The sequence below is a fragment of the Streptomyces sp. NPDC051822 genome, assembly GCF_044452745.1.
Taxonomy (GTDB): domain Bacteria; phylum Actinomycetota; class Actinomycetes; order Streptomycetales; family Streptomycetaceae; genus Streptomyces.
Window position 1 is genome coordinate 212,263 of the sequence record NZ_JBITBZ010000014.1, and the last position, 25,372, is coordinate 237,634.

Here is a 25,372-nt window from a genome sequence, read left to right on the forward strand (position 1 = left end):
GCGTCCGGCCCCCGGCCGCATCAGCTGCGGCCGGACTCGCGGGTCGTGCAGGTGGCCGCGTCCGCCGGGCACCAGTGGGTCCGGCCGCCGACCAGGTGGAGTTCGAGGTCGGCGTCGCGCATGCCGTTGCGGTCGAGGGCGGCGCGCAGGGCCGTGGGGGCGGGCTGCGGCGGCAGCCCGAGGACGCCGACCACCACGATGCCGTTGCGGGCCTCGACCGACGCGATCTGCCAGCTCCTGTCTGCGGCCCACCGCTCGGCGACGGGCCGCGCGTCCGCCGCGAGCGCGCGGTCGCGGGCGACCGCCACCGTGCCCGTGGTCAGCGGCACCGCGATGAGCAGGACGACGGCGGAGACGGCGGCGAGGGTCGTGCCGCGGAACCGGCCCACCGCCATGCCCGCCTCCGCCGCCCCCGCACGGACGCCGTAGGCCAGGAAGACGACGGTCCCGGTGGCGACGATGGCGGCCACGTTGGTCGCGAACAGCAGCGCCGACTCGCCCGCGTCGTGGTAGCGGTGGGCCGTGATCAGCAGACCGGTCACGGCGAGCGGCGGGACGAGGGAGATGGCGATCGCGACGCCGGGCAGCGTGTCGGAGATGTCCGTCCGCACGAGGGCGAACGCCCCGACGGTGCCCGTGGCCAGCGCGGCGAGCAGATCGATGAGCCGGGGGCTGATTCGGGACGCCACCTGGCTGTTGGACGCGAAGGCGTCCGGCGGGGAGACGATCCACCCGAGCAGCATCCCGATGAGGACGACCGCCGCGGCACCGCCGAGGACGAGGAGCGCGCTGCGTACCAGGTGCGCGCGGTCGGCGAGCACCAGCGCCAGCGCGCTGCCGAGGATGGGGGTCATCAGAGGGGCGACGATCATCGCGCCGATCACCGTCGCCGTCGAGTCGCCCACGACGCCGGCACCGGCGATGACCGACGCCAGGACCAGCAGGACCCAGAACCGGGTCGAACTGCGGCTGCGCCACGCCCGCTCGATGAAGAGCGCGTCGGCCATGCGCCGCGCCGCGCTCGCGTCCACACCTGTCATGTGTCGTCTCGCCGTCCTTCGAGGCCGGGAACCCGAGACCTGGGGTCCGGGTCCCGTCCTGTCCGAGGGGGTGTCTTGCCGATCAGGCCGGACCCCGCGAGCCAGGCATGATCGGCGAGACACCCCCTAGGCCGTCAGGAGTTCAGTACGCGCGCCTTCTCGGCCGCGAACTCCGCGTCCGTCAGCAGCCCCTGGGCCTTGAGTTCGGCGAGCGCCGTGAGCTGCGCGACCCGGTCCGTGGCGGCCGGTGCCGGGGCCGCCGGTGCCGGGGCCGGCGGGGCCGTCCGGGTCGCCGCGCGTGCGGCGGCCTGGTCGACGAGCGCCTGCTCCTGGGCCTGCGCCGCGAGCTGCTGCTGCTGTTGACGCTCGGCTGCGCCCCGCTGCATGCGGTTGGACACCGCGGTGGCCGTACCGGTGATCACGGCCGTGCGCGCCATCGTGCCCAGCAGGCCGGGTCGTCCCATCCGTCGGGGAAGCGGCATGATCGTCCCTCTCTCCGTCAGTTCTCGTCGAGGACCGCGACGGCCCGCTCGACGTCTTCCGCGGGGATGCGCTCCAGGAGCACCAGGCGCCCGTCGGAATCCGCGATCGCGTCGGCCAGACGGGCGGCCCAGGAGTTCTCCCAGGCGATGATGACCGCCGAAGAGTTCGGCGGCAGGCCGTCGGCGACGGTCTGCAGGTCCTCGTCGCTGAGCAGGTCGAAGGGAGTCTCGGCCACCCGCTCGAAGTCCTCGGCGAGTTCTGCGTCGCCGAGTTCGACGACCGTGACCGAACCGTCGGAGCCCTTGCGGACGAAGGTCAGGTCGAGCACCCGGACGGTGCCCGCCTCCTGGAGGTCTCTCAGGGCAGGGGCGATCTTGCCGTTGAACCGGTTGCCTTCGAAGGCGACGACGGCGACGTCCACCGGACCGACACGATCGGCGTGGAGAGCAGTGGGCATGCGGTAGAACCTCCACAAAAGAGGATTTGTCCATTCAGGAAGATCCTAAAGGCTCATGCCCCGGCCGCATCTCGGCTCGGCCCCGGAACGGAGCCGCCGTGGTGCCCCGGAGGACCGGGGCACCACGGTGCGTTCAGCCGGTGGTGAGCTTGCCCACCGCCACCACGTGCGTGGAGTTGTTGTTGAGGTAGAGGCCGCCTCCGGACAGTTCGGCCACGCGGTCGTAGCCGATGTGGTCGGGGGCCAGGGCGACGATCTCGTCGACCTGGTCACCGTCGAGGTCTGCCGTCAGGGCCCGCTCGGCGCCCGTCGGGGCGAAGCGCGCCAGTACGGGCGCGTAGTTCGTTCCGGCGGTGGGCATCGTGGGCTCCCACAGGAAGGCGGCACCGTCCTGGCCGGAGCCGATGAGGAGACGCCGGCCGTCGGGGCCCGTCATCAGACCGCCCATGTCGATGGTGGGGAGCGTGTTCACCCTGTGGTCCTGTCCGGCCGTCCACGCGCGGACGCTCGCCTTGCCGGCCTCGAACAGCGTGCCGGGAGCGGTGAAGAAGTTGCCGTGCAGCAGGAACGTGCCGCCGACGGTCGTCCTGAGCACCTCGCCGGTGCGGCCGTCACGGATCTCGGTGATCATCGGCCAGGAGACGTTGTCACGGCTGAACCACGTGTGGACGACCGCGTGCCCGTCGGCGTAGGGGATGTCGGGGGAGGCGAAGACGGCGTTGCGCAGTCCCGCCGCCCAGAGCCGGCTTCCCGCCACCGGGCTGGTCGGCCTGGCCCGCCACAGCTCCGTGCCGGTGCGCGTGTCGAGGGCGACGCCGTCGATGGACGGCGCGGCGACGCCGAGCGACCCGCGTGAGTTCCACTGGACGTGCACGCGGCCGTCGGTGACGACGGCGTTGGAGAACACCACGTCGGAGGCGTCCGCCGCGTACGCCCACAGGGGGCTGCCCGCCGCGTCGTAGGCCCGTACCTGGTCGGTCGGGACGACGATCTCGTCCTTGCCGTCGCCGTCCAGGTCCGCGCCGGTGACGGTGTGGACGTACCGGCCCGCGCTGTCGACGGTCGTACGGATGCTTCCGTCGGCGCTGTTCACGACGACGGCGGCGGTGTCGGCGGCGATGAGCAGCTCGTCGCGGCCGTCTCCGTCGGCGTCCATGAACTCGATGCCGTGGACGGCGCCGGGGAGCGTGGCCTTCCACAGCAGCTTCGGCTGTCCGCTCGTGAGGGACGGGCCGTCGTACGCCCACAGGCCGCGCGACTCGCCGCCCATGACGAGGTCCTTCCTGCCGTCGCCGTCGACGTCGGTCGCCCGGGCGAAGGCGACGTCGCCGCGCAGCGGCGTCACGGACGCCACGGCGCCGTCGCGCAGCCGGTAGTCGAGGATGTTCTGCTGGCCGTCGACGGTGCGTACCCGCCAGGCGCCGCCCCGGTCCTTCCACAGCTGGGAGGTCATCCCGGACCCCACGAGGCCCTGGTGGAGCCAGCGAACCGCGCCGGAGCGTCCGTCGAGGGCCGCGACGCGGGCGAAGCGGGTCCCGGAGCGGTTCTCGCTGGTGCCCCTGCCGCTGTCGTCCTGGATGTTGAGGACGACCTTCCCGTCGACGACCTCCACGCCCCAGATGCCGACCGTGTCACCGCTCGCGGCGGCCCGCTTGAGGGTGTGGGACCACAGCTGCGGGGTGCCGGCCTCGCCGTCGAGGGCGCGCACGCTGCTGCTGTTCAGGAAGAGACCGGCGTCGAGCGTGGACTCGCTGACGACGTACTCGGCCTGCTTGCCGCCGCGCAGGTCGCCCACGGTGAGGGCGAGCGGCAGCGCGTTGATCCGGGAGTCCAGGACGGTCCGGGTGCCGGTGGTGACGTCGTACGCGACGACCTCGTAGCGGACGCCGTCGGTGTGGTCGGACTGCTCCACGGCGACGACGCGGTCGCGGCCGGCGTCGTGCCGCAGCTGGCGGGAGTAGAGCGGGCTGTCCCGCTTCCAGCGCACCGAGCCGTCGGTGACGTCGAGGACGAGGGTCTGGCCGAGGCCGGGGACGCCGGGCGTCTTGCGCGCGTTGTGGGAGACGGCGAGCAGGTTTCCGGGGAGTTCCTGGAGACCGCCCCAGGCGCCGTTGTCGCCCACGCCCGTGTCGTACGTCCAGGCGTCGGCCGCCGTCAGGGTGCCGTCGGCGCCCTTCGTGAAGCGGACGGCCTGGAGGGTCGTGGTGGCGGCGGCGGGGGAGCTGGTGTTGGAGCCGGGGGAGTCCGCGACGATCAGGGTGTCGCCCTGGAGGTGGACTGCGCCGGCACGGGCGTACAGCCTGGTCCACAGGGTTCTGCCGGTGGCGCCGTCGAGGACGGAGACGAACGTGCCGTACTGGAGCGTGCTGCCGGGGCTGGTGAACGGCCGGTACGGGTTCTCGCCGACGCCGAGCGAGACGGCGAGGTCGGCGACGCCGTCACCGGTCAGGTCGCCGGTGGAGTAGCCCAGGTCGGAGGCGGGGGTGAACGGGCTGACGGCGTTGTAGCCCATGACGACACGGGCGGGGAAGTCCTGGGTCTGCCAGGGGCGGATCGGAGTGATGCTCCAGTCGTCCTCGTAGTACGAGGAGTTGGAGCGGGTCCACACGGTGTCGCCGTCGCGGTCGAGACGCTGGATCACGCCCAGGCTGTTGATCGCGAGGTAGTCGCCGTCCGTGCCGTCGAGGGCGACGGTGTCACCGGTGCCGCGGACGCTCTCCATGGAGCTCGTCTCGGTGATCTTCAGGCTGCCGGTGGCGGCCGTGCCGTCCTCGGCCGTCGCGTCGCCCCCGTCCGTCGTTTCGCCCTCTTCGGGCGCGGTCTCCCCGGTGGGGGCGGTGTCGGCGGTGGCGTACGGGTCGAACCGGGCCTGCTTCTGCAGGACTTCGGCCTGCTCCTGGGTGAGGACCAGGATTCCCTGGCCGTCCTCGGCGTGGACGGCCGGTGCGCAGGTCAGCGCGAGACCGGTGGCGACGAGGGCCGAGGCGAGCCGTACGGCCCGGCGGGAGGTGGAGTTCATCGGGTGCTCCCCTGGGTGAAGCGGATGGCGGTGCCGCTCTTCAGCACGTTCTGGTCGTGGAGGTAGGCGAGGCCGTCGGTGCCGGACTGGTTCTCGACACCGACGGTGGCCGAGGCACCGCCGGGGGCGACGTCCTTGTGCTGGACGGTGATCGCGCCGGTGGCCTCGTGGAGGAGGACCTGGAAGCTGACGCGTACGGAGGGGGTGGCGGCGAGCGCCGCGTTCTCCCACGAGAGGGCGAAGACCCGGCTGCCGGTCCTGCCGGTCACGGCCGTGGTCACGGCGGAGGCGCGGTCGAGCAGCAGGTCGTCCCAGTAGGCGGCGATGACGCCGTTGGGCTGCGCGGCGGCCGGGAGGTCGGTGTTGGCGTAGTCGCCGAGGCGCGGGGCGAGGAAGTTGACCAGGCCGTTGCTCGTGACGTTCAGGCTGGAGTACGTGACGCCGTAGAAGGAGACGGGGAAGGGGAGCTGGACCGTGGTCGCGTCCTCGTCACCCGAGAGCGGGACGGAGGTCTTGCCCTTGACCCAGGCGTACGGGGCGGGGGCGCAGCTCATGGAGCCGGAGGCGTCCGTACGGGCCGGCAGCCGGACCGTCAGGGCCTCGGCCCCGTCGACGCCGAGCGAGTCGGCGTGGGCGCCGTTGCAGAGGGCGGGCACGGCCGGGGTCGCGGTGAGCGAGAAGGTGCCCTCGGCGACGTCGGGCAGGGCGAAGGTGCCGTCGGCGGCGGTGGTGACCGCGGCGACGGGGGCGTCCGTCAGGCGGACCGTCACACCGGCGAGCGGGCTGCCCTGGGCGTCCAGGACGGTGCCGGTCACGGGGTGGTGGGGAACCGGGGCGAGGGTGAGCGAGCCGTCGGTCGTCCTCCCCTCCTCCAGGGTGAGTGCGGCCGTGCCGCCGTGGTAGCCGTAGCCGGTCGCGGTGAGCGTGTACGAGCCGGGCGGCAGGGTGAGGCGGTAGGAGCCGTCCGCACCGGTCACGGTGGTGCGGGAGATCTCCGCGTTCTTCGCCGTGACGGTGACGCCGGCCAGCGTGCCGCCCGTCGCGGAGTCCGTCAGGGCGCCGGTGACGATCGCGGAGGTGTGCGGGGCGGCGTCCACGGCGGCGAAGACGTCGAGCTTGCCCTCGCCCCACACGTTGTTCATGGCGGCGGTGCCGCCGCAGTGGGTGTCGTCGACGTCACGGGCGCTGCCGTCCAGGACCGCCCGGGTCGCGTCGAGGTTCCCGGCGAGGGAAGGGGCGGCCGACCACAGCAGGGCGGCGGCGCCGGCGACGTGCGGCGCGGCCATCGACGTACCGCTGCTGAGCCGGTAGCCGCTGCCCGGCCAGGCGGAGCGGATGTCGACGCCGGGGGCGGAGATGTTCGGCTTGGCCGAGCCGTCGACGAGCGACGGGCCGAAGCCGGAGAAGGAGGCGATGGCGCCGGTGGCGGCGTAGGCGCCGACGCCGTAGGAACCGGCCTGGGTGCCGGGGGCCTTGGCGGTGCTGCACGTCACGCCGTCGCCGTCGTTCCCGGCGGAGAAGGTCTCGAAGATGCCGGCCGCCCGCCAGGCGGCGACGATGTCCGCGTAGAAGGTGGTGTTCCCACCGCCCCACGAGTTGTTGACGATGTCCGGGGCCATCTCGGGCCGGGGATTCTGGCCGTGGCTGTCGGTCGGGGCGAGGATCCACTGGCCCGCGGCGAGCAGGCTGGAGTCGGAGCAGGAGCGGGCCTCGCAGCCCTTCGCCGCGATCCAGCGCGCGCCGGGCGCGACGCCGATGCCGCCGCCGCCGGCCATGGTGCCCATGGTGTGGGTGCCGTGGCCGTTGTCGTCGCAGGGGCTCGTGCCGGAGCACTGGCCGGTGGCGTCGAAGAAGTTGTAGTCGTCGTCGGCGGACGTACCGTTCCAGCCGCGGTAGTTCGTCTTGAGGGCCGGGTGGTTGCCCTGCACGCCGGTGTCGATGTTGGCGATGACGACGCCCTCGCCGCGGGTGCCGTACTGGGACCAGACCTGGTCGGCCCTGATGTCCTTGACGCCCCACTCGGCCGACTCCGCCGTGGTGTCGGCGGTGACGGCCGTGGCGTCCGCGGCCTGGGACGTGGCGTCGGTGTCGACGGCGTACGTCTGCTCCGCCACGATGCGGGCGACGTCGGAGCGGGCCGCCAGCTTCTCGACCAGACCGGCGTCGCCGGTCACCTTCAGCGCGTTGGTGATCCAGAACGACTCGTAGCCGACCTTGTCCCTGTCGAGCATCGCGCGCAGGGACTTCTGGCTGGTGCCGGCGTGCGACCGCAGCGTCGCGAACGCCGCCTTGGCACGGCCCTTGTCACCCCGTGCCCCGCTCGCCCGCGACAGGTCGGCGCGGTCGGCCAGGACGACGAAGAAGGTGGCGCCGCTGCTGTTCCCGACGGCGGCGCGGACCGCGGCGTCGATCTTCGCGTCGGCGGAGACGGCCTGGGCCGACCCGGCCTGGACGGCGGTGGCCTGAGAGGGCGGCACCATAGCGAGGGACGCCAGGGCGCATGCCGCGGTGACGGCCGCTGCCCGGACGAGCCGTGCGGTGCGTGGCCGCGCTGAGCTGACAGGGGGGTGCATGGGCGGGCTCCTGTGTGATTCCGGGGGAAGGAACGCGGTCGGCCCGCCGCCCCCTGCGGGCGCCCGGAGCCTTCCGATACCCGGGGACTGTAGGAAGCCCGCGTTACTCGCCCATTACTGGACTCGGCGACTCCGGTACGCCGGGCGAGGGGACGCGCGGTGCCGTCCGGCCCCGTCGTCGCCGCCATGCCGCCCCGACGGCCACCCCGACCGCGGCGACGGCGTACGCGCCGGTCGCGGCCCCGTAGCCCACCGTCGGGCCCGCGAGGTAGGCGACCGCGCCTGCGAGGGCGACGCCCAGCCACTCCCATCGGCCGTCCAGGGCGACCAGGGCGACGATCAGCAGCGCGTACCAGGAGTACCCGGGGGTCAGGAGCAGGAACGCGGTCCCGGTCGTGGTCAGAGCCCCGCTCCACGGGCGGTCGGGATCGCCGTACCACCAGACGGCCACGGCGACCGCCGCCAGGACGAGCACCAGCGCCGCCGGAGCCCACGCCTCCGGGAGGACGAGCCGGAGCAGGGCGTACCGGCCCCCGGACGAGGCGTCGTCGTAACCCTCCTCCCGTGCGTAACCGCCCAGGTAGCCGAGGACGGAGGCGTCTGACCACAGGACGTACGGCAGGTACAGGAGCGCGACCGTCGCCGCCGTCGGCACCAGGATTGCCAGGGCCGTCCGGGGCCTCCGTACGCCGGACAGCGCGCCGGGCAGCAGGACGGCCGGCAGCAGTTTCGCCGCGACGGCGAGGCCGAGCAGGACGCCGCCGGTGATCCGCCGTCGGGAGACGACGGCGAGGGCGGCGACGGAGAACAGCACCGCCAGGACGTCGACATGGGCGTTGTTGACGGCCTCCACGGGGACGGCCGGGCACCAGGCCCAGAGGGCGGCCCGCCACGGATCCCCCCGGCGGCGCAGCACGGCGACCAGCAGGACGGTCACCGCGAGCGAGAGGACGGCGGCGCCGGTCTGGAACGCCTTGTGGCGGGCGTCGGCCGGGGCCAGGGCGTGGACCAGGAGGAACCAGCCTTCGGCGGTCGGCGGGTAGATCGTGTGCACGGAAGGCCGGTTGACGCGGGTGCACCCGCCGCCGCCCAGCGGCGCCAGGTCGCGACCGTCCGCGCAGTCGGCGGGGCCGGGGAACAGCCACCCGTCGCGCAGCCCCGCGAGGGCCGGGTCCGCCGGCGGGTGGTCGTACGGGGAGACGCCGGCCGCCTGCACCCTGCCGTCCCACGCGTACCGGTACGAGTCCGTGCTCGTACGGGGCCCGGCGACCAGGCCGGTGGCGGTGACGGCGACCGCCCCCGCGAGAACCAGCGGGACGACCGCACGCCCGGGGACCCGGCGCAGGGCGAGCACCGCCGCCGCGAACAGCGCCCAGCATCCCGCGTATCCGGCCAGGAACCGCACGCCAAGCGTGCTCCCGGCCAACAGGACGGCGAGCGCGGCGGTCAGGGCGGCGAGCGGCAGCGCGGTGACGAGGAGCGGGCGGGCACGGGTGGACATGGGCGCAGCCTGGCACCGGAGCGGGCGGGCACGGGTGGACATGGGCGCAGCCTGGCACCGGAGCCGGCGGACGGGGCGCCGACCCGTCGCGGCGTTCGGGTTTCGTAAGGTGTCGAACCGTCCGGGCGGCCGCTCGTGGCGGTGTCATGGACGTCATGACCTCCCGCCCGCCGAAGCCGCCGCGCCCAGGGCGCCCCGCCCGCCGACTCCCCACCCCCGGACTCCCGGCGTTCCGGCTTCCGGCGCTCCGGCTCCCCGCACTCCGCCCGCCCACCCTCACCGGCCGTCTGCACGACGCGCGAACGGCGACCGCCGTCGGCCGCTGGCTCGGCGTCGCCTTCGCCGTCTGCTTCGCGACCGGCCTCGTCAGCCACTACCTCCAGCACCCGCCGTCCTGGCTCGCCGACCACCTGCCCACCCGCCCCGTGTGGGGCTACCGGCTCACCCAGGGGCTGCACGTCGCCACCGGTCTCGCGGCCATCGTGCTGCTCCTCGTCAAGCTGTGGGCGGTGTACCCGCGGCTCTTCGTGTGGCCGCCCGTGACGTCCGTGCGGCACGCCCTGGAGCGGCTGTCCGTCGCCGTCCTGGTGGCCTCGGCCGTGTTCCAGGTGTTCACCGGGCTCCTCAACATCGCCGAGTGGTATCCGTGGCCGTTCTCCTTCGTGCCGGTCCACTTCGCCGTGGCCTGGCTCGCGGCGGGGTCGATCCTGCTGCACATCGCCGTCAAGGCCCCGCAGATCGCGGCCCACTGGAGGAGGGACTCGGCGGGGACGCTCGCGCTGCCCGCCGAGGACGCCCCCGACCGCCGTGCCCTGCTCCTCGGCATGGGCGCCGCGGTCGGGGCCGTCACGCTGACGACGGCCGGTCAGTCCTTCACGCCGCTCGCGACCTTCGACCTCCTCGCCCCCCGGCACCCCGACCACGGCCCGCAAGGCCTGCCGGTGAACAGGACCGCCGCCGCGGCCGGCGTCGTCGAGCGGAACCTGCGGACCTGGCGCCTCCAGGTCGCGGGACCCCGCCCGTACGCCCTCACGCTCGACGAGCTTCGCGGCCTTCCCCACCGGCTGGTCCGGCTGCCGATCGCCTGCGTCGAAGGCTGGAGCGTCGACGCGCAATGGGCAGGCGTACGGGTGCGTGACCTGGTGCAGCGCGCCGGCGGCCGGCCGGGACGCGACGCCGTACGGGTCACCTCCCTCGAAACCGACGGCGCCTACCGCGTGATGGAGATGGGCGCGGACTACGTCGCGGATCCGCTCACCCTCCTCGCCCTCGACCTCAACGGGCGGCCCCTCTCCCTCGACCACGGATTCCCGGCCCGGATCATCGCCCCCGACCGGCCCGGAGTGCTCCAGACCAAATGGGTGCACCACCTGGAGGTGCTGTGAGTACGTCGACGGCTGTGCTGCGGTACGCCACCGGGGGCCTGGGACTCGCCCTGATCGGTGTAGGCGCCTGGCGCGTGGCGGCCCAACCGGACCCGGCGGACGTGCTGGTGTGGCTGGCCGGAGCGGTCGTCCTGCACGACGGGATCCTCGCCCCGCTGGTCCTCGCCGTCGGTCTGCTGCTCGCCGGAAACGCCAAGAACGCCGGAATCACCGGACGCTTCGAACGGGCGTGGGTGCGCGGGGCGCTGCTCGTGGCGGGCGGTCTGATCATCGTCACGCTCCCGCTGCTGCTGCGCCCCGGAGCACCGCCCAACCCCTCCGCCCTGCCGCTCCCGTACACGCGGAACCTCCTGGCCCTGCTGGCCGTGATCGCCGTGGTGACCACGGCGACGATCCTCGTACGGCGGCGGGCGCGGCCTCAGAAGCCCGCCGAGGACGACTGACGGGCGAGGACGGCGAAGTGACGGCCCGCCAGGACCCACCGCTCGCCCACCGTCCAGCCCGCGGCGGCCGCGTGCGCGGCGAGCCCCGACACCCCCACCCGGGCCCAGGGGAACGGCGCCCCGCGCCCGCCACGGCCGTCGTCCACCCGTACCTCGTGGCGTTCGTCCACCTCCACCGGTGCGCACTCGGCGACGACGAGCCCCGAACGGCTCACGACCCGACCGAGCCGCCGCAGCAGGGCGGTGGGATTCCCGCCGATCCCCACGTTGCCGTCGATCAACAGGGCCGTACCCCAGCGTCCCTCCGCCGGAAGCGGGTCGAAGACCGACCGGCACAGGGCCGTTCCGCCGAGCCGGGTGGTGTGGTCGACCGCCTCCGGGCTGATGTCGATGCCCAGTGCCCGGCGTCCGCCCGCGGCGAGCGCGGCCACGAGCCGTCCGGGCCCGCAGCCGACGTCGAGGACGGGGCCGCGGCAGCGGTCCAGGACGGAACGGTCGGCGAGGTCGGGCGACTCGCACCAGCGCTCGACCTCCAGGGGCAGCAGCCATCCGTCGTCGCGCCGGAGGAACAGCGGGCCCCGCCCGGTGCGCAGCGCGTCGGTGTACGGGTCGGCGAGCCAGGCGGCGGTCGCGGTCACCTGGCCGCTCCCGCCGCCGTCGCCGTCAGCGCGGTGTGCAGGGCGGCGAACCGGGTGCCCGGCGCCCGACCGGCCACCTCCCGGGCGTCCCGCGCCGTGTCCACGTCCCGCAGGACGGGAAGCAGCCCGATCCGCAGCCCGGCGGCGCGCAGCCGCGCGTACTGCGAAGCACCGGTGTCGGGACGCGACATGGGGACGCCGCGCAGGAGGGCGGGATCAGGGGAGGCGAGGCCGAGCGCCCAGAAGCCGCCGTCGGACGCGGGGCCGAACCAGGCGTCGTGCGACTCCCAGCACAGCGAGGGCGCGAGCACCTCGGGCGTCACCTGAGGGGTGTCCATGCCGATGAGCACGGCGGGCCCCGCGCAGGCCGCGAAGGCCGCGGCAAGGCGCTCGTCGAGACCGCCGGCCACCTGGGGGACGACCTGGAAGCCCGGCGGCAGCCACGGCCCCGTCTCCCCGTCGAGGACGAGGACGTGCCGGCCGGCCGGCACCCGCAGAGCCGCGGCGAGGGTGTCCGCGAGGGCCGCCTCGGCGAGGGCGGCGGCCTCGACGGGCGTGAACGGGGGAGTGAGCCGGGTCTTCACCCGGCCGGGCAGCGGCTGCTTGGCGATGACGAGGAGGGTGGTCACGGCCGGCCACCACCGCTCGTCACCGGTTCGTCGAGTACGCGGCGCATGTCGTGCACCGCCTGCCACGTGCCCTTCCAGGTGCCGGTGACCTTGGACCGGCCCGCCCGGGGGAGGTACGGCACGTCGACCTCGCTCACCCGCCAGCCCGCGTCGGCGGCCCGCACCACCGTCTGGAGCGGATACCCGCTGCGCCGGTCGGAGAGCTCCAGGGACAGCAGCGCCTCCCGGCGGGCCGCCCGCATCGGCCCGAGATCGCGCAGGCGCAGCCCCGTGCGTCGGCGCAGCAGCCGGGACAGCGCGAGGTTCCCGGCCCGTGCGTGCGCGGGCCAGGCGCCCCGCCCGGTGGGCCGTCGGCGGCCGAGGACGAGGTCCGCGGAGCCCTCGGCGACGGAACGCACGAGGCCGGGCAGCAGGCCGGGGTCAAGAGAGGCGTCGCAGTCGCAGAAGCAGACGATCTCGGCGTCGGAGGCGAGCAGCCCGGCGTGGCAGGCGGCGCCGAATCCGCGCCGGGGCTCGTGTACGACGGTCGCGCCGAGGCCGGCCGCGAGCGCGGCCGAACCGTCGGTGGAGCCGTTGTCGACGACGATCGCCCGCCAGCCGGCGGGGATGCGGGCCAGGACCCACGGCAGGGCCTCGGCTTCGTCGAGACAGGGAAGGACGACATCTACGGTCATGGGGGTCACGGCACTCACCGTAGGAATCACCGGGCGCCGAGAGGCGGTGAAAGTCCTTACGAAACGCGGACGCCGTGCCACGTCCGCCCGGGTGGCCGTGGCCGCCGCGCGGGTCGGATGCGAGGCTGTGCGGCATGAACGAGCGTGGCGCCCCCGGAACCGGGGGCCGGATCCTGGTGGTGGACGACGACCCGACGGTCGCCGAGGTCGTCACCAAATACCTGGAGGGGGCCGGATTCGCCGTCGAGCACGCGGCCGACGGCGCCGACGCCCTGCGGCGCAGCGGGCAGCGGTGGCCCGACCTCGTCGTGCTCGATCTGATGCTGCCTGGCCTGGACGGCCTCGAAGTGTGCCGGAGGCTACGGGCCGCGGGTCCCGTGCCGGTGATCATGCTGACGGCGCGGGGCGACGAGGAGGACCGGATCACCGGCCTCGAAGTGGGCGCCGACGACTACGTGACGAAGCCCTTCAGCCCACGAGAACTGGTCCTGCGCGTCGAATCCGTCCTCCGTCGCAGCCGCGCGGCGGCGGCGCCCGCGCCCCGGGCCGTGCTCCGCGCCGGGGACCTGACGGTCGAGTCGGCGACCCGCAGGGCCACCCGGGCGGGCACCGAACTGCTCCTGACGCTCCGCGAGTTCGACCTTCTGGCGTACTTCGTGGAGCATCCTGGGACGGCGCACAGCCGGGAGGACCTGATGCGGAAGGTGTGGGGATGGGACTTCGGGGACCTGTCCACCGTCACCGTCCACGTCCGCCGCCTGCGCGCCAAGATCGAGGACGATCCGGCCCGGCCCGCCCTCATCCGGACCGTGTGGGGCGTCGGCTACCGCTTCGAACCGGAGCCCGCAACGGACCCCGACGGCACGAAGGGAACAGCGGAGTGAAGGACGTCCTGCTCATCGCCGCGTTCGCCCTCGCCGGAGCCGTCTGCGCCGGACTCGTCGGAGCACTCGTGCTCCGCCTGGTACGCCACCGCTCGGTCGCCGTCTCACTGACGGTCGTCGCCGCGGTGACCGTGACGGCCATGCTCGCCGGGACGCTCGCCGTCGCCCAGGCCATGTTCCTCTCCCCGCACGACCTGTGGGTGGTCACCGTCGTCGTCGCGATGGCCGCCCTGGTGTCCCTGGGCACCGCCCTCGTCCTCGGGCGGTGGGTGGTGGCACGCAGCCGCGCGCTCGCCCGCGCCACCCGGGACTTCGGCGACGCCGGCAGCTTCTCCGCGCCCGGCGGTGCGGTCACCGCCGAACTCGCCGCGCTCACCCGAGAACTGGCCGCCACCAGTGTCAGACTCGACGCCTCCCGGCGTAGGGAACGGGCCCTGGAGGCGTCCCGCAGGGAACTGGTCGCCTGGATCTCCCACGACCTGCGCACCCCGCTCGCCGGACTGCGGGCGATGGCGGAGGCCCTGGAGGACGGCATGGCCGCCGACCCCGCCCGCTACCACCGGCAGATCCGCACCGAGGTCGAACGCCTCACCGCCATGGTCACCGACCTCTTCGAACTCTCCCGTATCCACGCCGGCGCCCTGACGCTCAGCCCCAGCCGCATGTCCGTGTACGACCTGGTCGGCGACGCCCTGAGCGGCGCCGACCCGCTCGCCCGCGAGCACGGGGTCCGGCTGGTGGGGGACGGGGTCGACGCCGTTCCCGTCGAAGTGGACGGCAAGGAGATGACCCGGGTGCTCGCCAACCTCCTCGTCAACGCGATCCGCCACACCCCCGCCGACGGCACGGTCGCGGTGGCCGCCGAATGCCGGGACGGCGCCGTCGTCGTGTCCGTCACCGACGGCTGCGGAGGCATCTCCGACGAGGACCTGCCCCGCGTCTTCGACACCGGCTGGCGCGGCACGGAGGCCCGCACCCCGCCCGCGGGCGCCGGCCTCGGGCTCGCCATCGTCCGGGGCATCGTCGAGGCCCACGCGGGCCGCGCCGACGTGCGCAACGTGCCCGGCGGCTGCCGCTTCGAAGTCACCCTGCCGGCCGCGGCGGGCTGAACATCCGGCCCTTCCGACGGCGACGCGGCCCTATCCGAGTGCCGCCGACGCCCGCTGCCCCGCCCGGGCGAACTCCGCCATCCCCTCGGCGAAGCCGACCTCCGGACGCCAGCCGAGCTCCCGCCGCAGCCGGGACGAGTCGGCCGTGACGTGCCGGACGTCGCCGAGCCGGAACTCCCCGGTCACCACCGGCTCGGGGCCGCCGTGCGCCAGAGCCAGGGCCGTCGCCATCTCGCCCACGGTGTGCGGGTCCCCGCTGCCGGTGTTGTACGGCGTGAGACCGCCGGCCGGCAGCCCCCCGGCGGCCTCGACGGCGAGCACGCCGGCCGCCGCCACGTCCCGTACGTGCACGAAGTCCCTGCGCTGACCGCCGTCCTCGAAGACGCGGGGCGCCTCACCGCGGGCGAGCGCCGAACGGAAGAAGGAGGCCACCCCGGCGTACGGGGTGTCCCTGGGCATCCCGGGGCCGTACACGTTGTGGTAGCGCAGGGAGACGGCCGTACCTGCCGTCGTCCGGGCCCAGGCCGCCGCCAGGTGCTCCTGGGCGAGCTTGGTCGTGGCGTACACGTTCCGGGGGTCGACCGGCGCGTCCTCGCCGACGAGGCCGGGGCGCAGTTCGGATCCGCAGCGGGGGCAGAACGGCTCGAAGCGCCCCGCCGCCAGGTCCTCGGGGCGGCGGGCCTCCGGCCGGACGAGGCCGTGGCGGGGGCACTCGTACCGCCCCTCCCCGTACACGACCATGGATCCCGCGAGGACGAGCCGCCGCACCCCGGTCTCCGCCATCGCGGAGAGCAGGACGGCCGTACCCAGGTCGTTGCAGCTCACGTACGCGGAGGCGTCCGCGAAGTCCTTTCCCAGACCGACCATGGCCGCCTGGTGGCAGACCGCGTCCATCCCGCGCAGCGCCTCCCGCACCCCGGCGGCGTCCCTGACGTCCGTGCGCAGGAACTCCGCCGGCGGCGGCTCGGGAGGCGTCGGATGCGCGCTGGGCAGCAGCGCGTCCAGGACGACCGGCTCGTGGCCCGCCCCTGCCAGTGCCGTGACGATGTGCGAGCCGATGAACCCGGCTCCTCCGGTGACGAGTACACGCATGGCGGGGACGCTACGGCCCGGGGCCCCGTCACGGCGCGGTCCACGCCGGGCCGTAAGACTTCCGTCATCGGGCCGGGTCTCGCGCACGGACGCCCGAGCGCGTTGGATGGCCACGGAAGAGACATCGGTTTGAGGAGGAACGGCGTGGTGCGTGTCGTGCGCAAGAGGTGGTGGACCGGGGTGGCGGTGCTGGTCCTGGCCGTCGTGGGGGCCGGTCTGGTGTGGTTCAAGCCCTGGGCCCTGTGGGTGGACGAGACCGTGAACGAGGCGCTGCCGTCCGCGTCCGCGACGCCGTCCTCCCCGTCGCCGTCCTCCCGGAATCCGGGGGAGGCACCGGCCACCGTGCCGCCGGCCACTCCGGCCGGCCCCACCACCGAGGCGCAGGGCACCTTCATCAGCCACGAGCACACCACCACCGGAACGGTGAAGCTCGTCCGGCTGCCCGACGGCTCGCGCGTGGTGCGCCTGGAGAACCTGGACACCAGCAGCGGGCCCGACCTGCGGGTCTGGCTGACCGACGCCCCGGTCAAGGAGGGCAGGGCGGGCTGGCACGTCTTCGACGACGGGACGTACGTGAGCCTGGGCAAGCTCAAGGGCAACAAGGGAGACCAGAACTACGCCGTACCCGCCGGCGTCGACCTCGCCGATCTCACCAGCGTCAGCATCTGGTGCGACCGCTTCGACGTCTCCTTCGGCGCGGCCCGGCTGGCCTGACCACCGCCCGGCGGGCCCGTCGAGCCGCCCCGCCGGGCGCCGGCCTCACCACTCCGCGACGAGCGGCGTCTCCGGTTCGTGCCGCCGCCACGCCTCCGTGAGGCGTACGAGGCGGGCGGGGGCGGCGATGGCGCGCACGGTCGCGATCCTGCCGTCGGCGATGTCGAACGCCACGGAACCGAGCACCTGGTCGCCGAGCACGAAGAGCAGGGCGGGGGCGTCGTTGACGACCGCGTAGTGGATGGCGGGCGCGCCGCCGGCCAGCCGCCGCTTCGCGGCTGTGGGCTTGAAGCCGGCCCGCAGAATGGCGGCGACACGCTGCGGAGTGTCGAACCGCACCAGCTTCTCGGCCAGGCCCGCGCCGTCGGAGATCGCGATCACGTCGTCGGTGAGCAGCGCCACCAGCCGCTCGGTGCGGCCCGAGGACGCGGCGGCGAGGAACTCCTCGACGATCCTGCGGGCGGACGCCGGATCGAGTTCGCCGCCGCCACGGCGGCGCTCGGTGGTCACGTGACGGCGGGCCCGGTGGAGGTGCTGCTGGCTCGCGGACTCGGAGACGTCGAGGATCTCGGCGATCTCGGCGTGGCTGTACGAGAACGCCTCGCGCAGGACGTAGACGGCCCGCTCCACGGGTGAAAGCCGCTCCATGAGGGTCAGCACGGCCAGGGAGACGGATTCGCGCCGCTCGAACGTGCCGGCGGGGCCGAGCATCGGATCGCCGTCGAGGAGCGGTTCGGGCAGCCAGGCCCCGACGGCGCGCTCGCGTCGGACCTGTGCCGAGCGCAGCCGGTCGAGGCAGAGGTTGGTGACGACCTTGGTCAGCCACGCTTCGGGCACCCTGATCAGCTGCCGGTCGGCGGCCTGCCAGTGCAGGAACGCGTCCTGCACGGCGTCCTCGGCGTCGGTGGCCGAGCCGAGGAGACGGTAGGCCAGTGAGGCCAGCCGGTTCCGGCTGGCCTCGAACCGGCTGGTGTCGAAGCGGTCGTCGTCGGTCGTGCTGTCCATACGGATCACCCTAGGACGTCAGGCAACCACCCTCTCAGCAGGGGCCTTTGAGGCGGCGGCGGCCAGGCGGTTCCTGCGCTTGGGCAGGCCGAACGTGGGGTGCGACGTGGTCCACAGCGACAGCCCGAGGATGGCCGCCTTGATCCGCGCGGCCTTCCGGCCGCCCATGAACTTCGGCTTCGCCCGCGCTTCCTCGTCGACCATCTGCAGGATCCCGTCCCGCCGGCCGAGGCTGATGTGGTTGCCCACGTACTCCAGCTTGGTGCGCGGGATCTCGCGGCCGGTCAGGCGTCCCGCGATCGCGGCCGTGGCCTGCCTGCCGGTGTAGCCGGCCGAGGCGCAGGACATCGGCAGCGGCCGGCCGTTGTCGCCGACGGCGTGGGCGCTGTCCCCGGCGGCGTAGACGTTCGGGTGGGAGACCGACCGCATGGTGTCGTCGACGACGATCCGGCCGGCCCCGGTGACTTCGAGACCTGCGGCGGCGGCGAGCGGCGCGACCGCGAACCCGGCCGTCCACACGGTCGCGTCGGACGTCAGGACGGTCCCGTCGGCGCACCGCACCCGCGTCGCCTCCACGGCCTCGACGGTGGTGTGCTCGACGACGGTGACGCCCAGCCGCTCGCAGGCCTGACGCAGGTGGGCGCGGGCTCCGGGGGAGAGCGGGGCGCCCAGCTCTCCACGGGCGATCAGCGTCACCGACAGGCCGGGCCGGGATTCGGCGATCTCGGTGGCGGTCTCGATGCCGGTCAGCCCGTCGCCGACCACCACCACACTGCGGCCCTCGCCGGGCCCGCCGGGCCTGTCCGGGCTCTCCAGGCCGTCCAGTCGCTCGCGCAGGCGCAGGGCCGAGGCCCGGCCGGCGACGTCGAAGGCGTGCTCTGCCGCCCCGGGCACGCCGCTGTGGGCCGCGTGGCTGCCGAGGGCGTAGAGCAGGGTGTCGTAGCCCAGCTCGCCGTCTCCGTCGGCGCCCGCCACGGCGACGACCTTCCGCTCGGGGTCGATGGCGGTGACACGGGCCAGGCGGAGTCGTACCTCCGTGCCCGCGAAGACCTCGGTGAGCCGCGGCGCCTCGATCTCCTGGCCGGCCGCGAGCTGGTGGAGCCGCAGCCGCTGGACGAAGTCCGGCTCGGCGTTGATCACGGTGATCTCGGTGTCCTCCGGGGACAGCCGGCGGGCGAGGGTGCCGGCCGCGTAGGCCCCGGCATAGCCGGCGCCGAGGACGACGATGCGGTGCTTCATGTGCTGCTCCTGTCGGTTCGCTTGCTCTCGGTGGTTGAGCGGAACAGCGCCCCGATTGCTGACAGGAAAAGAATGTGACGTGGGTCACATAGTGATGGACGGCTTAGGATGTCGGCCGCATATGCGGGCAGCTGTATCTACGGGGGAGAACTTCGGTGTTCGGAATCATCAGGCCGTGCAGGCATCGCCTGGGCGAGGGCCTGCGTACCGAGTGGATGGCGCACCTGTGCGGGTTGTGCCTGTCGTTGCGCAGCGAGTACGGGCAGTTCGCGAGGGTGGCGACCAACTACGACGGTCTGATCGTCTCGGTCCTGACCGAAGCGCAGTCGGAGCGCAGCGGCGACTGGCGGCGGGGCGCCGGGCCGTGCCCGCTGCGCGGGATGCGGTCGGCGGACGTGGCGCAGGGCGAGGGGGCACGGCTGGCGGCGACGGTGTCGCTGGTGCTGGCCGCGGCGAAGATCCGCGACCACGTGGCCGACGGCGACGGCCTGCTCGGGCGTCGCCCGGTGACCCTAGCGGCCCGCCGGGTGGCCCGCGGCTGGGACCGCGCGGGCGCGGTGGGCGGCGAACGGCTGGGCTTCGACACCGCGTTGCTGCTCGACGCGGTCGAACGCCAGCCGGAGATAGAGCGGTCGACCGGTCCCGGCGGCTCGCTCCTGACGGTCACGGAGCCCACGGAGACGGCGACCGCCGCCGCCTTCGCGTACACCGCCGTACTCGCCGGCCGCCCCGGCAACACCGAACCGCTGACGGAGGCGGGCCGGCTGTTCGGGCGCCTCGCGCACCTGCTGGACGCGGTGGAGGACCTGGACACGGACAAGGCGTCCGGCGCGTGGAACCCCGTCGCCGTGACCGGTGCGGACCGCGCCGAGGTGCGCCGGCTCTGCGACGACGCCGTGCACGGCATCCGACTCGCCCTGTCCGACGCCGCGTTCGTCGACGACAGCCTGGTGCGGGCGCTCCTGGGTGTCGAGCTGGAACGTGCCGTCGACCGGGTCTTCGACCCCCGGCACGCGCAGCACCGCCACCGTCCGCAGGCGCGGACCCTGCGCGTACTGCCCTGGCCGGGGCGTCGTACGGCGACGGAGACGCCCGCGGACACCGGCACCGCCGCGGGCCCGTCCTGCGGCGTCGGGGCGCTCGGGGGCATGGCCCCCGAGGGTGCGTCGGGCCGACCGCAGGAGGGGCAGTGCCGGCGGTGTGGCGAGTGGCGCCGGCTGTGCAGGGACTGCGGGTTGTGCTTCAACTGCTGCAACTGCGACACCGACGAAGGGGAACCCCTGGAGTTCGGTGACGGCGGCTCCGGCGGCGGCTCCGGCGGCGGCTCGAACCAGGGTGGTTCCGGGCGTGACGGCTGGGGCGGCCAGGGCGGCGGCAACTCGGGTGGCGGCAACTCCGGTGGATCGTGGGGCGGTTCGGGTGGCGGCCAGGGGTCCGGCGGCTCCGGCGGTTCCAGCGGCTCCGGCGGCGGCTCGGGTGACGGCTGCGGCGGCGGTGGCGGAGGCTGCTGCAACCCGTGCAAGTGCTGCTGTGACTGCTGCGACTGAGTGACGAAGAAGCGGGGCGGGCCCGACCACCGGGCCCGCCCCGCGGTCGTCTCCAGAAGCGGGATGCCGTCCCCAGAGGCGGGATGACGTCACCGACGCGGGACGAAGATGCCGGCCGCGCGCAGGTTGGCCTCGATCAGGGTGTTCAGCCGGGCGACGGCCGGTGCCTCGTCCTCCCGGTGGTGATTGACGAGCTCGTACCGGGAGGCCGCGTCGGACCGGCTCGGAAACCCGGTGGGCGTGGCGAGCAGCTCCCGGTCCGCCAGCAGTTTCTCGGTCAGTGCGGACGCCAGTTCCTCGATCCGCGGATCGTCCGGATCCCAGGAACCGGCCTCCCAGCCGCGCTTGGTCAGTTCGACGTGCCCGGGATCGTCGAGGAGATGTTCGAGGCGGGTCAGGAAGCTGTCGAAGATCTCCGGAACCAGCGCCCGGGCCAGCACCAGGGCCTCCCGCTGACCCGCCACGTAGTCGGGGGTGAAGCCGAGACCGGCGAGCCGCTCCAGGACCGCGCAGGCCCGGTCGGGAAGCAGGACGCGGTCCCCGTGAGCGAGCCGGTGCAGGGTGTCGCGGCGCGCGACCAGGTCCTCGATCCGTTCGGTGAGCCGACGGTGGACGTCGTCGAGGGCGGCGGCGAACCGCTCGGGATCGGCGTCGAGCAGCTCACCGACCTCGGCCAGCGGCACACCCGCCCCGGCCAGGGTCCGGACCTGGATCAGCCGGAGCAGATCGGCCGACCCGTAACGCCGGTAGCCGGAGCCGTCGCGCTCCGGCTCGGCGAGGAGGCCGAGCCGGTGGTAGTGCCGCACCGTCTTGATCGTGACGCCGACGAACGCGGCCGCCTGACCGATCGTGAGCCCTCCTGCCATGGGATCAGCGCACCTCCGGATCGAGGGCGGTCAGGGCACGGGCGGGCAGGTCGCGCGCCTTCGGGTGCGGGTCGCGGGTGATCACGCGGCGAGCGTAGCGCGCCCCTCTTGCGGCACATCACCCCTTCTCCCGGAACAGGGCTTGAGGTTGACCTTGGGTCAGGGTGCACGCTCCTCGTACGGCCGCACCGCGCCGCACACCGCTCTCACGAGACGAGGAACGACCATGACCGAGTCCCTCCACACCACCACCGACTCCACTGCCGGAAACGGACGTCCGGAGCTGCGGAAGGCCCTCCAGGACATCGTCGGCTCCGGAGTCACGGGAGTGCAGCTGCGCGTGCACGACGAGCGGGGCCGGTGGGTCGGCAGCGCCGGGACGAGCGAGCTGGGCGGGACGGCCGAGCCGCCGACCGACGGGCACTTCCGGATCGGCAGCAACACCAAGACCTTCACCGCGACCCTCGTGCTGCAACTGGTGGCCGAGGGGAGGATCGGCCTCGACACCCCGGCGGCCGACCACCTGCCCGAGTTCGCGCTCGACCGGCGGATCACCGTACGGATGCTGCTGCAGCACACCAGCGGGGTCTTCAACCACACCGGCGAGTACTACGAAGACGGGACGATCGTGCCGGGGATCCCCTCCACGATCTCGGGCAAGGAGTGGGTCGACAAGCGGTTCCACACCTACCGGGACGAGGAGCTGGTACGGCTCTCGCTGTCCAGGCCGGCGCGCTTCGAGCCGGGCTCCGGCTGGAGCTACTCCAACACCAACTACGTGCTCGCCAGGCTCCTGATCGAGAAGGTCACCGGCCGCTCGTGTGCCGAGGAGACGCGGCGGCGGATCCTGGAGCCGCTCGGCCTCTCGGGCACCGTGGTGCCGGGCACCTCGCCTGAGGTCCCCGAACCGCACGCCCGCGCCTACTACCGGTACGAGGACGCCGGCCGCGAGGAGACGGTCGACGTCACCCGACACAACCCCTCGTGGATCTCCGCGGGCGGCGACATGATCTCCACCACCCAGGACCTCCACACCTTCATCTCCGCGCTCGCGTCCGGCAGGCTCCTGCCGGCCCCGCTCCTCGCCGAGATGCGCACGCCGCACGCCGCGAGCGGCTTCGGCCTGGGGCTGCGCGTGCAGAACGTGGGCGACGGCGGCGACACCGTCCTCTTCCACAACGGCGGCCACGGCGGTCACGCGGCGCTGATGTACAGCACGGCCGACGGCCGCAGGACCCTGACCGCCGCGCTCAACTACGTGGACGACGCCGCGCTGTCCCTGGCCGCGGCGTTCCAGAAGGCGCAGGAGCGGCTCGTCGAGGCGGTGTTCGGCGGCCGGTGACGCAGGATCCCCGGCGGACCCGGATCCACGGCGACCCGGATCCACGGCGACCCGGATCCCCGGCGACCCGGCGCTCAGCGGTCAGGGGCCGAAGGTCATCGGGCGGCGTCCGTCCGGCGCCCGCCGAGGAGTTCGGCGAGGCCACCGCGTGTGGCGGCGATGACGACACGGTCCTCGGGCCGCAGCACGTAGCCGGGGTGGAGGTCCCAGAGCAGCTGGGGCCGCTCCCCGTCCTGGTGCGCGGACGCGAGGTCGGGGCGGCGCGCGGAGGGGGACGCCGTGTCGAGGGCGAGGACCCGCCACGCTCCCGGGCGGAACGCCTCGGAGACGGTGCGGCCCTCGAACGGGGGGTGGTCGGCGACGGACAGGGCGGCGAACAGCAGGACCTTGCGTTCGACCGGGATGGCGCCGAGGATCTGGCGCCCCATCATGGCCCCGGCGAACGCCGGCGCGGCGAGGTGGGTCACGCTGCGGCTGCGGGTGAGGGCCTCGGGGTGGGCGGTGCGCAGGGTGCGGTAGACGACGGTGGCGAAGTCGTCGTCGTACAGCCGCAGGGCGACGCGCAGGTCGGGCTTGACCGTACGGGCGTAGAGCGTGGCCTCCAGGTTGGTGGTGTCGGAGCTGGTGAGGGCGAGCAGGGCGTGCGCCCGGTGGATCTTCGCGGCCTCAAGGACGCCTGCCTCCGTGACGTCACCGAGGACGACGGGAATGCCGAGGCTGCGGGCGAGCGGGATGCCCCGGGCGTCGGCGTCCTCCTCGACGCAGACGACGGGGATGTCGAGTTCCCGCAGCCGGGCGAGGACGCGGCTGCCGATCTTGCCGAGGCCGAGCAGCACGACGTGGCCGGCCAGGCCCCGGGGAGGGCGGCGCAGGGCGCCCGCGGCGCGGAAGGTGCCGAGCGCCTCCAGCGCTCCGGCGACCAGGAGCGGCAGCAGGGCGAGGCCGACGAGACCGGTCAGGAGCTGGAGGACCTGGTGGGTGACCGGCGCGCCGATCGCCGGATCGTTGATGGAGAACAGGTCGAGCAGCGTGACGTACGCGGCGTGCAGGAGGTCGGCTTCGGTCAGCAGCATGGTGGTGAGCGTGAGGCCGAGGACGGAGGCGACGATGCAGGCGAGCGCCCAGCGCAGGCGGCTGGAGAAGAGCGCGCGAAGCGGCGCCCCGCGCCGGGCACGGCGCCGGGAGGACAGGGCGGGACCGGCGTACCTGACGGTCTCCAGGACGACGCTGCCGCGCCCTGCGGCGCTGGCCACGGCCCGGTCGTCGGGCAGCAGCAGTGGTCCCTGGGTGCCGCTGGCGTCCGAACCCTCGGCACCCGCCGGGTCGGCCGTGGTGGACGACAGGAGCGCCAGGGTGCACAGGCCCGGATCCGGTGTCTCGCCGCGTCCGGGCGGGGTGCGTTCTGCTGCGCGCAGGAGGACGCCGTCGGCCTGGACGACCTTGCTCGTCCCCGCGACGGCGGAGGCGGCCAGCGCGGGGGCCGCGGTGTCCGCGTCGGACAGGACCGTGGTGGAGGCGTCGAGGAGGGCCCGGTCGGTGCCGGGCGCGCTCAGGAGGGCGGCCTGGTCGAGGAGTTCCTCCAGGTGCTGCCCGAGTTTCCGGTTGTACATGCGGACCACGAGCCGCAGACCGGGGTTGAGCCTGCGGGCCGCGAGCGCGGCGCGCAGGTTGGTCTCGTCGTCCTCGTACAGCAGCGCCAGGGCCGCCGCCCGGTCCACCTCCGCCCGCAGCAGCGCCTCCTCGGTGGGGGAGTGCGACGCGATGTGCCGCAAGGGCGGCACGGGTCCCCAGCGGGTGTCCTGGGCGTCGGGACCGCCGGAGCGGCGCAGCAGCCGTGCCACGCGGGACGGCACGGCGGCCGTCTCGGCCGCTTCCGCCTGGTCGCCGGGGGCGACGAGGACGACCCGCTGGCGGTAGACGTACCGCAGTTCGGTGGCGAGCCGCTGCGTGAGCCCGTCGTCTCCGCAGACCACCATGTGGCCGCTGTCCTGCGGCTCTCGGACTTCCTGTCGCGGTAGCGCGATCACGTTTCCCCCGTGTCGAACGGACCTGCCCGGCCCGGCAGGAGTGTACGGCGGCGGGGCGCGCGGCCGGCAGCCAGAACCGGACGCCCCCTCGGGACGCTGTGGCAGGATGCCGGGATGATCTCCAGCTCAGGCATACCGGCCGTCGTTCCCGCGGGCCGTATGGCCGCGCGTGACCAGCCGGTTCTCGGGCTCCCGAGTGGCCTGAAACTGCGTCCCTGGCGGATGTCCGACGCCGAGGTGCTGGTGGCGGGCGGCCAGGACCCGGCGGTGCGTCACTGGAACCGCCTGCTCGTGGCGACACCCGAGGAGGCCCGGCAGAGGATCGCGCGGATGCACGACCGCTGGCGGGCCGAGGCCGGCGCGATCTGGGCCATCGCGCGGCCGGGGGAGGAGGCCGTGGGCCTCATCGGGTGGGGCGACATCGACCTCGCCGGCGGCAGCGCCGAAGTCGTCTACTGGATCCTCCCCTCGGCGCGCGGCGCCGGTGTGGCGGTCGAGGCCACGCGACGCGTCAGCGAGTGGGCCCTGCACGATCTCGGCCTGCACCGCCTGCGGTTGTGCCACTCGGTGGCCAACCCGGCGTCCTGCCGGGTGGCGGAGAAGGCCGGGTTCTTTCTGGAAGGCACGATGCGCAGCGCGTTGCTGCACGCGGACGGCTGGCACGACGAGCATCTGCACGCGCTCGTACGGGGCGACATCTGACGT

General features: G+C 74.0%; 22 protein-coding genes. 8 read left to right on the plus strand and 14 right to left on the minus strand.

The window, feature by feature from the left end; all coding sequences use genetic code 11:
• Positions 1–20: 20 nt before the first annotated feature.
• The 6 genes from ACIA8N_RS33010 to ACIA8N_RS33035 form a co-directional block, all read right to left on the minus strand.
• Positions 21–1,040, minus strand: a complete 1,020-nt coding sequence (locus tag ACIA8N_RS33010; RefSeq protein ID WP_365786457.1) for a TIGR00341 family protein — start codon at positions 1,038–1,040, stop codon at positions 21–23.
• Positions 1,041–1,174: 134 nt separating this feature from the next.
• Entirely contained in the window at positions 1,175–1,522 is a 348-nt protein-coding gene (locus ACIA8N_RS33015; RefSeq protein WP_365786455.1) for an SHOCT domain-containing protein, read from the minus strand.
• A 17-nt stretch (positions 1,523–1,539) separates the two neighbouring features.
• Positions 1,540–1,980: a DUF6325 family protein gene (locus tag ACIA8N_RS33020; protein WP_365786453.1), complete on the minus strand. Its 441-nt coding sequence runs from the start codon at positions 1,978–1,980 to the stop codon at positions 1,540–1,542.
• Between the two features lie 133 nt (positions 1,981–2,113).
• Positions 2,114–4,999 (minus strand): FG-GAP-like repeat-containing protein, encoded by a 2,886-nt coding sequence (locus ACIA8N_RS33025; RefSeq protein WP_365786451.1) that lies wholly within the window; start codon positions 4,997–4,999, stop codon positions 2,114–2,116.
• Positions 4,996–7,572: a S8 family serine peptidase gene (locus ACIA8N_RS33030; protein WP_399416857.1), complete on the minus strand. Its 2,577-nt coding sequence runs from the start codon at positions 7,570–7,572 to the stop codon at positions 4,996–4,998. Before ACIA8N_RS33030 ends, ACIA8N_RS33025 begins: the two co-directional genes overlap by 4 nt.
• A gap of 103 nt (positions 7,573–7,675) precedes the next feature.
• Positions 7,676–9,073, minus strand: a complete 1,398-nt coding sequence (locus ACIA8N_RS33035; protein ID WP_365786448.1) for a glycosyltransferase family 87 protein — start codon at positions 9,071–9,073, stop codon at positions 7,676–7,678.
• Between the two features lie 155 nt (positions 9,074–9,228).
• Between ACIA8N_RS33035 and ACIA8N_RS33040 the strand changes: the two genes are divergently transcribed.
• Positions 9,229–10,458, plus strand: coding sequence for a molybdopterin-dependent oxidoreductase (locus ACIA8N_RS33040; protein ID WP_365786446.1), 1,230 nt, complete (start codon positions 9,229–9,231; stop codon positions 10,456–10,458).
• Positions 10,455–10,901, plus strand: a complete 447-nt coding sequence (locus ACIA8N_RS33045) for a hypothetical protein (RefSeq protein ID WP_365786444.1) — start codon at positions 10,455–10,457, stop codon at positions 10,899–10,901. The genes ACIA8N_RS33040 and ACIA8N_RS33045 overlap by 4 nt, the downstream gene beginning before the upstream one ends.
• Here ACIA8N_RS33045 and ACIA8N_RS33050 read toward each other — a convergent pair.
• The 3 genes from ACIA8N_RS33050 to ACIA8N_RS33060 are packed head-to-tail and all read right to left on the minus strand — an operon-like array spanning position 10,877 to position 12,842.
• Positions 10,877–11,539 (minus strand): methyltransferase domain-containing protein, encoded by a 663-nt coding sequence (locus ACIA8N_RS33050; protein WP_365786442.1) that lies wholly within the window; start codon positions 11,537–11,539, stop codon positions 10,877–10,879. The two genes, ACIA8N_RS33045 and ACIA8N_RS33050, sit on opposite strands and share 25 nt — an antisense overlap.
• On the minus strand, positions 11,536–12,168 hold the full coding sequence (locus ACIA8N_RS33055; protein WP_365786440.1) for a DUF2064 domain-containing protein: 633 nt from the start codon (positions 12,166–12,168) through the stop codon (positions 11,536–11,538). Before ACIA8N_RS33055 ends, ACIA8N_RS33050 begins: the two co-directional genes overlap by 4 nt.
• On the minus strand, positions 12,165–12,842 hold the full coding sequence (locus ACIA8N_RS33060) for a glycosyltransferase family 2 protein (RefSeq protein ID WP_365786475.1): 678 nt from the start codon (positions 12,840–12,842) through the stop codon (positions 12,165–12,167). The genes ACIA8N_RS33055 and ACIA8N_RS33060 overlap by 4 nt, the downstream gene beginning before the upstream one ends.
• A 134-nt stretch (positions 12,843–12,976) precedes the next feature.
• Here ACIA8N_RS33060 and ACIA8N_RS33065 point away from each other — a divergent pair, with 134 nt between their 5' ends.
• Both ACIA8N_RS33065 and ACIA8N_RS33070 read left to right on the plus strand, forming a co-directional pair.
• On the plus strand, positions 12,977–13,726 hold the full coding sequence (locus ACIA8N_RS33065) for a response regulator transcription factor (protein WP_365786438.1): 750 nt from the start codon (positions 12,977–12,979) through the stop codon (positions 13,724–13,726).
• A complete protein-coding gene (locus ACIA8N_RS33070) occupies positions 13,723–14,835 on the plus strand; it encodes a HAMP domain-containing sensor histidine kinase (protein WP_365786436.1) in 1,113 nt (370 codons plus the stop codon). Before ACIA8N_RS33065 ends, ACIA8N_RS33070 begins: the two co-directional genes overlap by 4 nt.
• 30 nt (positions 14,836–14,865) lie before the next feature.
• Here ACIA8N_RS33070 and ACIA8N_RS33075 read toward each other — a convergent pair whose 3' ends face one another.
• A complete protein-coding gene (locus tag ACIA8N_RS33075; protein WP_365786434.1) occupies positions 14,866–15,927 on the minus strand; it encodes an NAD-dependent epimerase/dehydratase family protein in 1,062 nt (353 codons plus the stop codon).
• A gap of 147 nt (positions 15,928–16,074) precedes the next feature.
• On the opposite strand from ACIA8N_RS33075, the gene ACIA8N_RS33080 reads away from it, so the two are divergent.
• A complete protein-coding gene (locus tag ACIA8N_RS33080) occupies positions 16,075–16,641 on the plus strand; it encodes a DM13 domain-containing protein (RefSeq protein WP_399416861.1) in 567 nt (188 codons plus the stop codon).
• Between the two features lie 45 nt (positions 16,642–16,686).
• On the opposite strand, the gene ACIA8N_RS33085 is transcribed toward ACIA8N_RS33080, so the two are convergent.
• Together ACIA8N_RS33085 and ACIA8N_RS33090 are read right to left on the minus strand one after the other, a co-directional pair.
• A complete protein-coding gene (locus tag ACIA8N_RS33085) occupies positions 16,687–17,646 on the minus strand; it encodes a sigma-70 family RNA polymerase sigma factor (RefSeq protein WP_365786430.1) in 960 nt (319 codons plus the stop codon).
• 18 nt (positions 17,647–17,664) lie between these two features.
• Positions 17,665–18,885 (minus strand): FAD-dependent oxidoreductase, encoded by a 1,221-nt coding sequence (locus ACIA8N_RS33090; RefSeq protein ID WP_365786428.1) that lies wholly within the window; start codon positions 18,883–18,885, stop codon positions 17,665–17,667.
• 155 nt (positions 18,886–19,040) lie between these two features.
• Here ACIA8N_RS33090 and ACIA8N_RS33095 point away from each other — a divergent pair, with 155 nt between their 5' ends.
• Positions 19,041–20,432 carry a DUF5685 family protein gene (locus ACIA8N_RS33095; RefSeq protein ID WP_365786425.1) on the plus strand — a complete coding sequence of 464 codons (1,392 nt, stop codon included), beginning with the start codon at positions 19,041–19,043 and terminating at the stop codon, positions 20,430–20,432.
• Between the two features lie 89 nt (positions 20,433–20,521).
• On the opposite strand, the gene ACIA8N_RS33100 is transcribed toward ACIA8N_RS33095, so the two are convergent.
• Positions 20,522–21,298 carry a MerR family transcriptional regulator gene (locus ACIA8N_RS33100; protein ID WP_365786423.1) on the minus strand — a complete coding sequence of 259 codons (777 nt, stop codon included), beginning with the start codon at positions 21,296–21,298 and terminating at the stop codon, positions 20,522–20,524.
• 226 nt (positions 21,299–21,524) lie between these two features.
• On the opposite strand from ACIA8N_RS33100, the gene ACIA8N_RS33105 reads away from it, so the two are divergent.
• A complete protein-coding gene (locus tag ACIA8N_RS33105) occupies positions 21,525–22,640 on the plus strand; it encodes a serine hydrolase domain-containing protein (protein WP_365786421.1) in 1,116 nt (371 codons plus the stop codon).
• Between the two features lie 95 nt (positions 22,641–22,735).
• Here ACIA8N_RS33105 and ACIA8N_RS33110 read toward each other — a convergent pair whose 3' ends face one another.
• Positions 22,736–24,616, minus strand: a complete 1,881-nt coding sequence (locus ACIA8N_RS33110; protein ID WP_365786419.1) for an NAD-binding protein — start codon at positions 24,614–24,616, stop codon at positions 22,736–22,738.
• Between the two features lie 165 nt (positions 24,617–24,781).
• On the opposite strand from ACIA8N_RS33110, the gene ACIA8N_RS33115 reads away from it, so the two are divergent.
• The gene (locus tag ACIA8N_RS33115) at positions 24,782–25,369 is read left to right on the plus strand and encodes a GNAT family N-acetyltransferase (RefSeq protein ID WP_365786417.1); all 588 of its coding nucleotides are present in this window, start codon (positions 24,782–24,784) and stop codon (positions 25,367–25,369) included.
• Positions 25,370–25,372: the final 3 nt, after the last annotated feature.